Consider the following 14309-nt stretch of genomic DNA (forward strand, 5'->3'; position numbering starts at 1 on the left):
AAAATTATGCTTCAGTAGTTTCGTTGTTTTCTTCAGTTGCTGGAGCTTCTTCAGCTTCAACTTCTTCAGTTGCAGGAGTTGCAGCAGCAATTGCGTCAGCCTCTGCTTGAGCAGCAGCAGCTAAACGTTTAGCGTTAACTTCTTGTTCTGCTTTTAATGCTTTTGCTTTAACATCAGCTTGAGCTTTTGTTAAACCTTCTTTTTTAGCATCAACTTTACCAGCTTTTGCCTCTAACCAAGCAGCTAATTTAGCATCAGCTTGTTCTTGAGTTAAAGCTCCTTTACGAATACCTCCATCAAGGTGGTGCTTCAATAAAGCTCCTTTGTAAGAAAGGATTGCTCTAGCAGTATCAGTTGGCTGTGCACCATTGTGCAACCATTTTACAGCGCTATCCAAGTTTAATTCGATAGTTGCAGGGTTTGTGTTTGGATTGTAAGTACCAATTTTTTCAAGGTATTTACCATCTCTTTTTGAGCGTGCATCTGCAGCTACAACCCAGTAAAAAGGTTTTTGTTTTTTACCGTGTCTTTGTAATCTAATTTTTACTGACATAATCGTGTGATTAAATTTTGAGGTACTCGACCTCGATTAATTAAGGGTGCAAAGATACATTTTTTCTAGATAAATACTACTGTTGCTAATAATTTTATGAAGTTGAGTTGGTTAGCGCAGCGATTTTGTAAAAAGACCAATTGTTTTTATACTTTTTAATGCAGTATTGTTTTATTTTTGTTTTTCAAAAGCATTTAAAAATGAAAAAATTTTCGATTCTACTGTTTCTTCTATTAGCTTTATCTAGTTGTGACGAGGATATTCGTTTTAATAATCCTTCAATGCAGGCTTTAAAAGACAATGTTTTTTGGCGAGCGTTGAATACAACAGCCAGTGTACAAGCCGATGGTACCTTATTAATTGAGGGACAAACAAGAGACGAAATCTTTCAATTAAGAACTGCTGAAACTGCCATAAAACGTTATGTTTTGGGGGAGGGAAATGCAAGTAATGTGACTTACAAAATTATAGCTCCTGAAGGTCAATTTGAATATGAAACAGGAACGAATGCTGCAAGTGGTCAAATTGTAATTACCGAGTATGACACAGCTGCTAAAACTGTTTCTGGAACATTTCGTTGCAGCGTTGAAAGTGCTAGCGGAAGTCCTCTGGTAGGAAACACCGTGGTTTTCAGAGAAGGTGTTTTTTATAAAATACCAATTAAATAAGTAACGTTATAAAGCTAAAAGGTAAAGTGTTTTTTAAGTACTTTGATTGAGCTTTATGGGAACGGTTTTGTTGAACGTATTAAAATAAAATCACAAATAAGCTAATATGTAGTAGATTAGAGAAAATTAGCACTACATTTGTTGTATTATTTAAATAAGTACATATGAACATTTTTGTTGGAAGCCTTCCATTCAGTATTGAGGAAGCAGATTTAAGAGAGTCTTTCGAGGCTTACGGAGCAGTAGATTCAGTTAAAATTATCTCAGATAAATTTACAGGAAGAAGTAAAGGATTCGGTTTTGTTGAGATGCCAAATGATGACGATGCTCAAAAAGCTATTGACGAATTGAACGGAGCGACTGTTCAAGGACGTGCAATTGTTGTTAACAAATCTGAGCCTAAACCAGAAGGTGAAAGAAGAAGTTTTAACAACAACCGCGGTGGTGATTCACGCGGTGGTTACGGAAACAACCGTGGTGGAGATAGCCGTGGTGGAGACAGAGGAAGATATTAATATTTTTTTCAATCATATAAAAAAAGGTGTTCATGAAAATGAGCACCTTTTTTGTTGCATTTAATTTGTTGAAAAAAAGAAATAAGTGCTAGCTGAATAAGTGTTGTTTTTAAGTTTAGTATCGCTAGCACTCTCTTTTTTAGTTGTTATAAATTGGCTACTAGCCAATCGCCAACTTCGCTAGTTTTATATGTTTTAGTTCCTTTTGCAGCCAAATCTTCTGTTACAATTCCTTTCTCAAGTGATTTGTTCACTACAGCACGTATGGCTTCTGCTTCTTCGGTTAAACCAAAAGCATCTTCAAACATCATTGCGGCAGATAGTATGGTAGCTAACGGATTAGCAATGTTCAAACCTGTAGCTTGCGGGTACGATCCGTGAATTGGCTCGTACAACGAAGTATGTTCTCCTACTGATGCGGATGGCATTAATCCCATTGATCCAGAAATAACAGATGCTTCATCGGTTAAAATGTCTCCAAATAAATTTTCGGTAATCAAGACATCGTACGAGTTGGGCCATTGCACCAATCGCATAGCAACGGCATCTACAAATTCATACGAAACTTCCACTTCTGGATAGTCTTTCTCCATGGCTTGAACGGTTTCTCTCCACAAACGCGAAGTTTCTAAAACATTGGCTTTGTCAACACAGCATAGTTTTTTTGATCGGGTCATCGCCAACTCAAACCCTTTTTTTGCCAAACGTTTTACTTCGGCTCTGGTATAGGTACAAGTATCGTAAGCAGTTTCTCCATTATCTTTGCGACCTTTTTCTCCAAAGTAAATTCCGCCTGTTAATTCTCTTAAAAAAACCAAGTCAGTTCCTTCGATACGTTCTCTTTTTAATGGCGAATTGTCAATGAGCGAAGGAAAAGTAAAGGTAGGTCGTACATTAGCGAACAATCCTAATTTTTTACGCATCAAAAGTAAACCTTGCTCTGGTCGTACTTTTGCTGTGGGATCGTTGTCGTATTTGGGATGTCCAATTGCGCCAAACAAAACGGCATCGGCTGCCATACAAATTTCATGAGTTTCGTCAGGGTAAGGCACACCTACAGCGTCAATAGCGCAGGCGCCTGTGAGAGCGGGTGTCCAGGTGATCTCGTGATTGAATTGTTTAGCAATCGCGTCGGATACTTTTACGGCTTCGTTTATTACTTCGGGACCAATTCCGTCTCCGGCTAAAAGGGCTATATTTAATTTCATTTTTTAAGCATTTATTGTTTTAAGGTTCAAAGGCTCAAAGGTTCAAAGGTTCAGAGTCAAAGCAATAAAGAAAAAACTTTGATCCTTTGCCACTCTGAGCCTTTGTGTCTTTATTCAGATATTACATTCAACATTTTTTGGGTGGCAATGATTGCGGCTACGGTTTGATCAGAATCTAATCCTCGTGTTTTAAATTCTTTCCCGTTATTTACCCAAGTGATAATTGTTTCACAAAGAGCATCAGAGCTACTTCCGGGTGGAATACGCACTGCGTAATCAATTAAGGTAGGCAAAGTCCAGTTTTTGCTTTTGTAAATTTTTGCCAAAGCATTCATAAAAGCATCAAATTGCCCGTCGCCTTGCGAATGTTCTTCAATGATTTCGCCATTTATTTTTAGTGATAGGGTAGTGGAAGGGCGTAATCCTTTGGCGTGGGATAAAATATACGATTCGACTACTATACGTTCTTGGTACGAATGACTATCAAGAACGTCTGAAATAATATAGGGCAAGTCTTCCTTCGTGACCGTTTCTTTTTTGTCGCCTAATTCAATGATGCGTTGCGTGACTAGTTTTAAATCTTCTGGATTCAACTGTAGGCCAAGTTCTTGCAAGTTTTTTTCAATATTGGCTTTGCCTGAAGTTTTTCCTAAGGCATATTTGCGTTGGCGCCCAAAGCGTTCCGGAAGTAAATCGTTAAAATATAAATTGTTTTTATTGTCACCATCAGCATGAATTCCGGCCGTTTGGGTAAAAACATTATCGCCAACAATTGGTTTATTGGCAGGAATACGGTAGCCGGTAAAAGTTTCGACTAGTTTGCTAACAGAATACAAGGAAGATTCCTTAACTCCTATTTCAATTTCGGGTAAAAAATCATTTATAACCGCAACCGTGCTTTCTAAAGGCGCATTGCCAGCGCGTTCTCCCATTCCGTTTACGGTAACATGTAAGCCGTGAATCCCTGCTTTGACAGCTTCGAGTACGTTGGCTACACTTAAATCGTAGTCGTTGTGAGCATGAAAATCAAAATGAGTATTTGGATATTTTTGTATGATTTGTGCAATAAAAGTCGCAGTTTCAGACGGAATTAAAACACCCAACGTGTCTGGTAACAAAATGCGTTTTACGTTTTGTTGAGTTAAAAAATCTAAAAATTCAAATACATATTCTGGCGAGTTTCGCATGCCGTTTGACCAATCTTCGAGATATACATTGGTTTCGATGCCTTCTTTGTGGGCTAAATTGATGGTTTGCGCAATTTCTTCAAAATGTTGTTCAGGTGTTTTTTTTAATTGATGAACCAAATGATTTAATGAACCTTTGGTTAATAAATTTTGAACTTTTGCGCCAGCTTTTAGCATCCAATCAATAGAAAGACCGCCGTCAACAAAGGTCAACACTTCGATGCGGTGGGTATAGTTTTTTTCATTGGCCCAAGCCATAATTCCTTTTACTCCTTGAAATTCGCCTTCGCTTACACGTGCAGAAGCAATTTCGATGCGATCGATATGGAGTTCTTCTAGTAAAAGTTGTGCTATTGTAAGTTTTTCTGCGGCCGAAAACGACACTCCCGATGTTTGTTCTCCATCGCGAAGTGTGGTGTCCATGATTTCAATTTTCCTTTTTTTCATTTTTTAGATTATACTCAACTGTCTGGATTTCGATTGTTCCAAAAACGTTTCATTATTGTAAAGGGCGACTAGATTTTTATATAATCATCTAGCCGTAAAGATTTGTTTATTTAGTAAGGAAGTGCGCTAGCAAAACCCACAATTTCTTGTTTGATGTTTTGGAGGTAATCAATGTCATCAAACCCGTTTAGCATGTTGTTCTTTTTATAGCCGTTGATGTCAAAGGATTCTTTTTCGCCAGTAGCAACTAAAGTGATGGTTTGTTCAGGAAGATTGATTTCTAAAGTTGTTTTAGGATCGGCTTCGATTGCTTTGAAAATTTTATCTGAAAATTCAGGGCTTACCTGTACCGGCAATACACCTATGTTCAAGCAATTTCCTTTGAAAATATCTGCAAAAAAAGAGGAAACTACCGCACGAAACCCGTAATCATAGACAGCCCAAGCGGCATGCTCACGAGAAGATCCTGAACCAAAGTTTTTACCACCAACTAATATTTTGCCACTAAAAACGGGATTGTTTAACACAAAATCGGTTTTGGGTGAGTCGTCGTTGTTGTAGCGCCAATCTCTAAAAAGGTTATCGCCAAAGCCCACTCGCTCTGTCGCTTTTAGGAAACGTGCAGGAATTATTTGGTCTGTGTCAACGTTTTCTATCGGTAGTGGTACCGCACTGCTCGTTAGTATATTGAATTTATCGTATGCCATTGTGATTTATGATTTTAGATTTATGATTTTAGATTTCAGACTTTCCCTTTGAAAAATTGACTTTTTAAAAACTAAAACCTTTTTATTTTTAATTCTCTTTTGATGTTGTTATTGCCATTGAAATTAACACTCAACTAGAACAAATTTCTTGGGTCTGTCAAAACTCCGGTAACTGCTGCCGCTGCTGCCATAATCGGACTTGCTAATAGCGTTCTAGAACCCGGTCCTTGACGGCCTTCAAAATTTCTATTGGATGTACTTACTGCATATTTGCCTGCGGGAACTTTATCATCATTCATCGCTAAACAAGCCGAGCAACCCGGTTGACGCAGTACAAATCCAGCTTCGGTTAAAACATCTAAAATTCCTTCTTCTTTAATTTGAGCTTCAACTACATGCGATCCAGGAACCAACCAAGCAGTAACGTTGTCTGCTTTTTTACGTCCTTTTACAATTTCGGCGAAAGCCCTAAAATCTTCAATACGGCCATTGGTACAACTGCCCAAGAAAACAAAGTCAATTGGTTTTCCAATCATCACATCTGCTTCGTCAAAGCCCATGTACGCAAGCGATTTTTTGTAAGTTTCCGCACCGCCTTCTACTTGATTTGCAGTCGGAATTTTTGATGAAATACTAATACCCATGCCAGGATTAGTTCCGTAAGTAATCATAGGTTCGATAGCTGCTGCGTCGATATTTAGTTCCGCATCAAAAACGGCATCGGCATCTGTTTTTAAGGTTTTCCAGTAAGCCACGGCTTTTGTCCATGCTTCCCCTTTTGGGGCGTATAATCTTCCTTCAAGGAAATCAAATGTCTTTTGGTCGGGCGCAATCATTCCGCCGCGAGCCCCCATTTCAATACTTAAATTACAAACTGTCATTCGGCCTTCCATAGACATTTCTTCGAATACATTTCCAGCATATTCTACAAAATAGCCCGTTCCTCCGGAAGTAGTTAATTGCGAAATAATGTATAATGCCACATCTTTCGGGCCTACGCCTTTGCCAAGAGTGCCGTTGACATTGATGCGCATTTTTTTAGGTTTGGGTTGCATGATGCATTGGGTTGCCAAAACCATTTCAACCTCCGAAGTTCCAATTCCAAAAGCAATAGCGCCAAAAGCACCATGAGTTGAGGTATGCGAGTCGCCACAAACAATAGTTGCTCCCGGCAAAGTGATTCCGTTTTCAGGTCCAACTACGTGCACAATTCCGTTTTGTGCGTGTCCTAAACCCCAATGTGAAATTCCGTACTCGGCAGCATTATCCGCTAAGGCTTTTAGTTGATTGGCAGAAAGAGCATCTTGTACGGGTAAGTGCTGATTAATTGTTGGAGTATTGTGATCAGCGGTTGCAAAGGTGCGTTCAGGATATAAAACAGGAATGTTTCTTGATTTTAAACCCAAAAAGGCAACCGGGCTCGTTACTTCGTGAATGAAATGACGGTCAATAAAAAACACATCTGGTCCATCTTCAATTTTACGTATCACATGGGCGTCCCATACTTTGTCAAATAATGTAGTACTCATTTTATAATTTTTATTTTGCAGCAACACTGTGCTAGGATGATCATTAAAAGGGCAAAACTAAAAAAAGGAGTTAATGTTCATTTTTGATTTTTCAAATTTATACGATGCCCAACAAGACTTTGGGTATAGGAATGAAAAGGAAATTGCAATTTTTATTTTGAGAATTTATTTAGTAATCGCTTTAATTCTCTTTTTTTGGAAGTTTGTGTTTTGAAAAGTAGTCGCTTTTTATAATTTGTACTTTTATGGTTGTTAGGTTGTCGAAACGGTCTTTTAGCTTTAAAAAACGTCACTTTTTAAATTAATACAGTTGTAATTAGTAGGTTTTATGTTTTGTTGTTACAGTAAGCTTATTTACTGATCTTAAAACTTACTTCCTGTAAAGTAGGGAATTTTACGTTTATTTTAGAGATCAATTTTACGACATCCAAAAGGAAAACATTACTATTTTTTTTTAAAAAATTACTAATAGATTTTAGTCTCAATTAAAAAAGTGAGTAGCTCTGACAACTCAAAATGGAGAAGTAATAGACCATTAAGCAACTAGTGACTTATGTGAAATAATCATGTTGTATTTCTGGCATTAAATAAATTTTGTTAATTTGCTTAAAATTTATTCTTGTATGATATGGTTTTTAATTTTTTTAAGAATTGTATTCTTAGAAATCTTATTGAAAAGGTTCTGTTACTAGGATATGTAAATCAAAAATATGAATTTATCAAAATGGTTCCAATTTATCAAGCCTAATTTCAAGTTCTATCAGGATGGTTTTTTTGAATTTCCTTTTGTAGCAAATACCCCCGAATTATTCATAGAATCTACAATAAAAAGTCCTGGCAGCAAACATTTTGCTAGTGAACAATTGGTTGTTAGAAATAATCCTTTTATTAAAGGTACCATGCGTTATCGCAAAATAGATGATGGCTTGTGGCTTACCATTACTGATATAGAGTTTAAGCATGATAGCGTAATAAAATCAGTCTATGCTCCTGATGTACCTAGTGATCATTATTCCATAACATTTTCGGTTTTTGAAAGTGAAGTGAAGTTGAATAATATGTTTATCAATAAAATGCCTTTCCAAAATAAATTTTGGGCTTTCAAAAAACCTGGTGTTGATGTGGGTGCTTGTTTTTACAAAGGATCTAAATGCCTCTTTTATATCTATTATGTTAGTCCAAGTTGGATCCAAGATCATATTCCGCTGGATCAATTAGATCGTAATATTCCTTTCAAAAAGTTTTTAGATTCTGATAAAGGATTTATATCCTATCAAGATATTGTGCCCAATGCGGAGGAATTATCTCAAGATATTTTAGAAACATTCAAAATATTTAATTCAGATGCTTTAAATAAAACAATTTTGAAATCACAATCGCTGAGTTTGTTAACTTCCTTTTTTAAGCATGTTTTTTTAGACAATCGCAGTGATGATTACCAAGGAAAAGGGTCTGTGGATTATAAAAAAATAGCAAAATGTGAGTTGCTAATTACTACAAATTTATCCAAACCTTTTATTGGAATAGATGCATTGTCCGAGAAACTCCGGATTTCTAAATCAAAATTAAAAACAGACTTTAAATCGGTTTATGGTTCTTCTATACTACAATATAATATCGATAAGAGAATGGAACTAGCTTTGCAGATGCTTCAAAACACAAACATGCAAATTAAACAAATTGCGCTCGCAGTAGGCTACGACAGTCCCAGTAAATTTAGTGCGGCCTTCAGACGAAAGCATGAAAAACTCCCTTCAGAGTTGCGTCCAGAAAGTATGGTCAATTAAAGTAACTTTTTAGATTCAAAATTATTGTCACCCATTAAAAGGATTCATGCAACTTATTATTTTGCATGAATCCTTTTTTTTGGTGGTTTATTTTTTTGTGTTTTGAGTGTCTTTTTTTGAAATCAGTCGCTTATAATTTTACATTCTTAAAAAAAATATAAAAAATGTCCGAATGGGCTATCGATTTGTCCGAATGGGCTACTCTAATGTTTTTGGAGTTAATAACTTTGTACGTTATATGGTTTTTGCATGCACAATGAACTTAAATAAAATATTTATGAAAAAACAATTACTCTTTTTTATGGCACTTTTTTGGAGTGCATGGTCCTTTGGACAGACTTTTACCGCTGGCGGTATAAGGTATAATGTAACCAGTGCAACTGCTCCTCTAACAGTTCAAGTGGGAAGTCATGGCAATTTTACTGGAATAGCTACTATTCCTGCTACTGTTACAAATAATGGTATTACGTATTCCGTAACTGCTATTGGAGATGGTGCTTTTCGTAGGTGTATTTCTTTAACATCTGTAACTATACCCAATTCGGTAACATCTATTGGTTTAGAAGCTTTTAAGGAGTGTATTTCTTTAACATCTGTAACTATACCAGATTCGGTTACAAGTATTGGATTTGGCGCTTTTGTTGACTGTTGGAAATTAACATCTGTAACTATTCCTAATTCGGTGACATCTATTGGAGAATTTGCTTTTACTAATTGTACTAGTTTAACATCTGTAACTATTCCTAATTCGGTGACATCTATTGGTAGTGGTGTTTTTCTATTTTGTACTAGTTTAACATCTGTAACTATTCCTAATTCGGTGACATCTATTGGAAGTAGTGCTTTTCTTGCTTGTACTAGTTTAACATCTGTAACTATTCCTAATTCGGTGATATCTATTGGTAGTCGTGCTTTTGAACGTTGTACTAGTTTAACATCTGTAACTATTCCTAATTCGGTGACATTTATTGGTAGTAGTGCTTTTCAAGGTTGTAGAAGTTTAACATCTGTAACTATTCCTAATTCGGTGACATCTATTGGTAGTAGTGCTTTTCAAGCTTGTACTAGTTTAACATCTGCAACTATTCCTAATTCGGTGACATCTATTGGTAGTAGTGTTTTTCAAGGTTGTACTAGTTTAACATCTGTATCTATTCCTAATTCGGTGACATCTATTAGCAGTAGTGTTTTTCAAGGTTGTACTAGTTTAACATCTGTAACTATTCCAAATTCGGTGACATCTATTGGAGAATTTGCTTTTCAAGATTGTACTAGTTTAGCATCTATAACTATTCCTAATTCGGTGACATCTATTGGAAATTATGCTTTTAGGCGTTGTAAAAGTTTAACATCTGTAACTATTGGTAATTCGGTGGCATCTATTGGATCGGGTGCTTTTTCTGATTGTGAAGGTTTACCATCTGTAACTATTCCTAATTCGGTGACATCAATTAGATCTGAGGCTTTTGGCTTTTGTACAGGTTTAACATCTGTAACTATTGGTAATTCGGTGACTGCTATTGAAGGAGGTGCTTTTCTTTTTTGTATTAATTTAAAAACAGTAAATTGTTATGTACTAAACCCTATAGCTATAGATTTTCAAGTTTTTCAAGAAGTAAATCTGCCAGCGTGCGCTTTAAATGTACCTACTGGTAGTGCAGCAGCTTATGAGGCAGCAGAAGTTTGGACAGAGTTTAACCCAATAAATGGAAATTTAAACAATGCTCCAACAGATATGTCACTTTCTGTATCAGCTATTAATGAAAACGTAGCTGCCAATTCAACCGTTGGAACTTTTAGTTCTATAGATGCAGATACAGCAAATACATTCACATATACTTTAGTTTCAGGAACAGGCGATACCGACAATGCTTCTTTTAATATCTCAGGAAATAATTTGACAATCAATGCTAGTCCAGATTTTGAAACCAAGTCGTCTTACTTAATTCGTGTAAGAACTACTGATCAAGACGATTTAAGTTTTGAGAAAGAGTTTACCATTACTGTTAATGATAGAAACGAAGTGCCAACGGACATTGCGCTTTCTAATTCAGTTATTAACGAGAATATTCCTCCTGAATCGATTGTGGCAACTTTAACGACTACAGATGCTGATATTTCTGATAGATTTATTTACACTCTAGTTTCAGGAACAGGCGATACAGATAATGCATCATTCAGTATATCAGGAATCTATTTAGTAAACAATGCAAGTCCAGATTTTGAAACAAAATCGTCTTATACGGTTCGTGTAAGAACCACCGATCAAGGCGATTTAAGTTTTGAGAAAGAGTTTACCATTACTGTAAATGATAGAAACGAAGCGCCGACGGACATTGCGCTTTCTAATTCAGTTATTAATGAGAATATTCCTGCTGAATCGATTGTGGCAACTTTAACGACTACAGATGCTGATATTTCTGATAAATTTATTTACACTCTAGTTTCAGGAACAGGCGATACAGATAATGCATCATTCAGTATATCAGGAATCTATTTAGTAAACAATGCAAGTCCAGATTTTGAAACAAAATCGTCTTATACGGTTCGTGTAAGAACCACCGATCAAGACGATTTAAGTTTTGAGAAAGAGTTTACCATTACTGTAAATGATTTAAGTTATGCTCCATTGCTTACTTTTGAAAATATCAATAAAACCTATGGGGATGCTAATTTTGATTTAGGTGCTACTTCAAATGCTACGGGTACAATTAGTTATTCTGTTGTTGAAGGAACTGGAAAAGTGATTTTATCTGGAACAACTAATGAAACGGTAGAATTAAAGACGGTTGGTACTGTAATAATAAGAGCTACTCAAGATGCTGCTGGAGATTATAGTTCAGCAACAAAAGATATCACGCTTACAATTACCGCAAAACCAATCACAGTAACAGCTGATGCTAAAACAAAAGTGTATGGAGTAGTAGATCCTAGTTTAACGTATTCAGTTTCACCAAGTCTAGTAGGAACAGATGCTTTCACAGGAACTTTGACAAGAGTTTCAGGTGATAATGTGGGTACTTATGCGATTGAACAAGGAACATTAAGTGCTGGATCTAATTATGCAATTACTTATGAAGCTGAAGATTTTGCTATTACCGCAAAACCAATCACAGTAACAGCTGATGCTAAAACAAAAGTGTATGGAGCAGTAGATCCTAGTTTAACGTATTCAGTTTCGCCAAGTTTAGTGGGAACAGATGCTTTCACAGGAACTTTGACAAGAGTTGAAGGTGAGAATGTGGGTACTTATGCAATTGAACAAAATAATTTAAGTGCAGGTTCTAATTATGCAATTACTTATGAAGCTGAAGATTTTGCTATTACCGCAAAACCAATCACAGTAACAGCAGATGCTAAAACAAAAGTGTATGGAACAGCAGATCCTAGTTTAACGTATTCAGTTTCGCCAAGTCTGGTAGGAACAGATGCTTTCACAGGAACTTTGGCAAGAGTTGAAGGTGAGAATGTGAATACTTATGCAATAACACAAGGAGATTTGAGCGCAGGTTCGAATTATACAATTGCTTATGTAGCTACAGATTTTTCTATTACCGCTAAACCAATCACAGTAACAGCTGATGCTAAAACAAAAGTGTATGGAACAGTAGATAGTAGTTTAACGTATTCAGTTTCGCCAAGTCTGGTAGGAACAGATGGTTTTACAGGAACTTTGACAAGAGTTACAGGAGAGAATGTGGGTACTTATGCGATTGCACAAGGAACATTAAGTGCAGGATCTAATTATGCAATTACTTATGAAGCTGAAGATTTTGCTATTACCGCAAAACCAATCACAGTAACAGCTGATGCTAAAACAAAAGTGTATGGAACAGCAGATCCTAGTTTAACGTATTCAGTTTCGCCAAGTCTGGTAGGAACAGATGCTTTCACAGGAACTTTGACAAGAGTTTCAGGTGAGAATGTGGGTACTTATGCAATTGGACAAAATAATTTAAGTGCGGGTTCTAATTATACAATTACTTATGTAGCTGAAGATTTTGCTATTACTGCAAAAGCAATCACAGTAACAGCTGATGCATCCCAAACTAAAATGTATGGAACAACAGATCCTAGTTTAACGTATTCAGTTTCGCCAAGTGTAGTGGGAACAGATGTTTTCACAGGAACTTTAAAAAGAGTTTCAGGTGAGAATGTGGGTACTTATGCAATAACACAAGGAGATTTGAGCGCAGGTTCGAATTATACAATTACTTATGTAGCTAAAGATTTTGCTATTACCGCAAAACCAATCACAGTAACAGCTGATGCTAAAACAAAAGTGTATGGAACAGTAGATTCTAGTTTAACGTATTCAGTTTCGCCAAGTCTGGTAGGAGCAGATGGTTTTACAGGAACTTTGGCAAGAGTTTCAGGTGAGAATGTGGGTACTTATGTGATTGGACAAAATGACTTAAGTGCAGGTTCGAATTATACAATTACTTATGTAGCTAAAGATTTTGCTATTACTGCAAAAGCAATCACAGTAATAGCTGATGCTAAAACAAAAGTGTATGGAACATTAGATCCTATCTTGACCTATTCGGTTTCGCCAAGTTTAGTGGGAACAGATGTTTTCACAGGAACTTTAAAAAGAGTCTCAGGTGAGAATGTTGGTACTTATGCAATTGGACAAAATAATTTAAGTGCAGGTTCGAATTATACAATTACTTATGTAGCTAAAGATTTTGCTATTACTGCAAAACCAATCACAGTAACAGCCGATGCTAAAACAAAAGTGTATGGAACAATAGATAGTAGTTTAACGTATTCAGTTTCGCCAAGTCTGGTAGGAACAGATGGTTTTACAGGAACTTTGACAAGAGTTACAGGAGAGAATGTGGGTACTTATGCGATTGCACAAGGAACATTAAGTGCTGGAGCTAATTATTCGGTTACTTTTGTGCCTGCAAACTATTCTATCACTAAAGCGGATCAAGTAATTACTTGGAATCAAACCTTAGTTTCAGATTGTGGTGGCTCAGCTTCAATTGTTCTGACAGCAACATCTACTAGTGGTCTGCCAATAAGCTATACTTCATCTAATAATAATGTTGCCACTTTTTCAAATGGTGTGCTAAACTTTGGTAATTATGGTTTTGCAACTATAACTGCTAATCAACAAGGGAATAGTAATTACAATGCAGCATCAAGTATTGCACTACCAACAGTAAATAGCCAGCCAAATTTGATTAGAAAACAATTTGAGGATGTCATCTTTTTTGACAATAGTTCAAATGAATTTGTGGCTTATACATGGTATAAAAACGGCGTAATAGTTGCAGGTCAAACAGCGCAATACTTCAAAGAAACAGGCGCTTTAAATGGTTCTTACTATGCAGTTGCAACTAAAAGAAATGGAACACTAATAAGAACTTGTCCGTTAGTTTTAACATCTAATGGAGTAATAGAAACCTTGAATATTGCTCCTAATCCAGTACGCAGTAATTCAAACTACCAATTAATTACAAATATAGAGGCTGCTAAAATGCAAAATGCTCGCGTTACGGTATTCAACATACTTGGGTCATTAATAACAGAAAAAGTGGTTAATGAAAGCACAATTGAGATGGTTGCACCAAGTGTAGATGGTATTTATATTGTGAAACTAGTTTTGTCTAATGGTAAGACGTTCACAAAAAATCTTTTGGTAAGAAATTAAATAATTTAAGAATATAAAATCCTCTTTTTTAAATAAAGAGAGGATG

General features: G+C 36.2%; 9 protein-coding genes. 4 read left to right on the plus strand and 5 right to left on the minus strand.

Annotated elements, in window-relative coordinates; genetic code table 11:
* Nucleotides 1-4: 4 nt before the first annotated feature.
* Nucleotides 5-553, minus strand: coding sequence for a 30S ribosomal protein S16 (locus ACXX8U_RS00365; RefSeq protein ID WP_166135717.1), 549 nt, complete (start codon nucleotides 551-553; stop codon nucleotides 5-7).
* A gap of 200 nt (nucleotides 554-753) precedes the next feature.
* On the opposite strand from ACXX8U_RS00365, the gene ACXX8U_RS00370 reads away from it, so the two are divergent.
* Nucleotides 754-1221 (plus strand): DUF6252 domain-containing protein, encoded by a 468-nt coding sequence (locus tag ACXX8U_RS00370; RefSeq protein ID WP_458564126.1) that lies wholly within the window; start codon nucleotides 754-756, stop codon nucleotides 1219-1221.
* Between the two features lie 164 nt (nucleotides 1222-1385).
* Entirely contained in the window at nucleotides 1386-1736 is a 351-nt protein-coding gene (gene rbp / locus ACXX8U_RS00375) for an RNA-binding regulator (protein ID WP_166135722.1), read from the plus strand.
* Between the two features lie 146 nt (nucleotides 1737-1882).
* Here the strand turns inward: rbp and leuB are convergent, their stop codons facing one another.
* The 4 genes from leuB to leuC all read right to left on the minus strand — a co-directional run bounded on the left by leuB (nucleotide 1883) and on the right by leuC (nucleotide 6814).
* Nucleotides 1883-2944: a 3-isopropylmalate dehydrogenase gene (gene leuB, locus ACXX8U_RS00380; protein WP_458564127.1), complete on the minus strand. Its 1062-nt coding sequence runs from the start codon at nucleotides 2942-2944 to the stop codon at nucleotides 1883-1885.
* A gap of 110 nt (nucleotides 2945-3054) precedes the next feature.
* Nucleotides 3055-4578, minus strand: coding sequence for a hydroxymethylglutaryl-CoA lyase-like TIM-barrel protein (locus ACXX8U_RS00385; RefSeq protein WP_458564128.1), 1524 nt, complete (start codon nucleotides 4576-4578; stop codon nucleotides 3055-3057).
* Nucleotides 4579-4688: 110 nt separating this feature from the next.
* Nucleotides 4689-5285 carry a 3-isopropylmalate dehydratase small subunit gene (leuD, locus tag ACXX8U_RS00390; protein WP_236364060.1) on the minus strand — a complete coding sequence of 199 codons (597 nt, stop codon included), beginning with the start codon at nucleotides 5283-5285 and terminating at the stop codon, nucleotides 4689-4691.
* 134 nt (nucleotides 5286-5419) lie between these two features.
* A complete protein-coding gene (leuC, locus tag ACXX8U_RS00395) occupies nucleotides 5420-6814 on the minus strand; it encodes a 3-isopropylmalate dehydratase large subunit (RefSeq protein ID WP_458564129.1) in 1395 nt (464 codons plus the stop codon).
* 710 nt (nucleotides 6815-7524) lie between these two features.
* Between leuC and ACXX8U_RS00400 the strand changes: the two genes are divergently transcribed.
* Together ACXX8U_RS00400 and ACXX8U_RS00405 are read left to right on the plus strand one after the other, a co-directional pair.
* Nucleotides 7525-8601, plus strand: a complete 1077-nt coding sequence (locus ACXX8U_RS00400) for a helix-turn-helix transcriptional regulator (RefSeq protein ID WP_458564130.1) — start codon at nucleotides 7525-7527, stop codon at nucleotides 8599-8601.
* A gap of 277 nt (nucleotides 8602-8878) precedes the next feature.
* On the plus strand, nucleotides 8879-14263 hold the full coding sequence (locus ACXX8U_RS00405) for an MBG domain-containing protein (RefSeq protein ID WP_458564131.1): 5385 nt from the start codon (nucleotides 8879-8881) through the stop codon (nucleotides 14261-14263).
* The last annotated feature ends 46 nt before the right edge of the window (nucleotides 14264-14309 follow it).

The sequence above is a fragment of the Flavobacterium sp. GNP001 genome (assembly GCF_054343775.1).

What these genes read in the sequence shown, in the direction of transcription:
- ACXX8U_RS00365 (WP_166135717.1), bottom strand. Translation starts at nt 553, where the DNA reads ATGTCAGTAAAAATTAGATTACAAAGACACGGTAAAAAACAAAAACCT.
- ACXX8U_RS00370 (WP_458564126.1), top strand. Translation starts at nt 754, where the DNA reads ATGAAAAAATTTTCGATTCTACTGTTTCTTCTATTAGCTTTATCTAGT.
- rbp (WP_166135722.1), top strand. Translation starts at nt 1,386, where the DNA reads ATGAACATTTTTGTTGGAAGCCTTCCATTCAGTATTGAGGAAGCAGAT.
- leuB (WP_458564127.1), bottom strand. Translation starts at nt 2,944, where the DNA reads ATGAAATTAAATATAGCCCTTTTAGCCGGAGACGGAATTGGTCCCGAA.
- ACXX8U_RS00385 (WP_458564128.1), bottom strand. Translation starts at nt 4,578, where the DNA reads ATGAAAAAAAGGAAAATTGAAATCATGGACACCACACTTCGCGATGGA.
- leuD (WP_236364060.1), bottom strand. Translation starts at nt 5,285, where the DNA reads ATGGCATACGATAAATTCAATATACTAACGAGCAGTGCGGTACCACTA.
- leuC (WP_458564129.1), bottom strand. Translation starts at nt 6,814, where the DNA reads ATGAGTACTACATTATTTGACAAAGTATGGGACGCCCATGTGATACGT.
- ACXX8U_RS00400 (WP_458564130.1), top strand. Translation starts at nt 7,525, where the DNA reads ATGAATTTATCAAAATGGTTCCAATTTATCAAGCCTAATTTCAAGTTC.
- ACXX8U_RS00405 (WP_458564131.1), top strand. Translation starts at nt 8,879, where the DNA reads ATGAAAAAACAATTACTCTTTTTTATGGCACTTTTTTGGAGTGCATGG.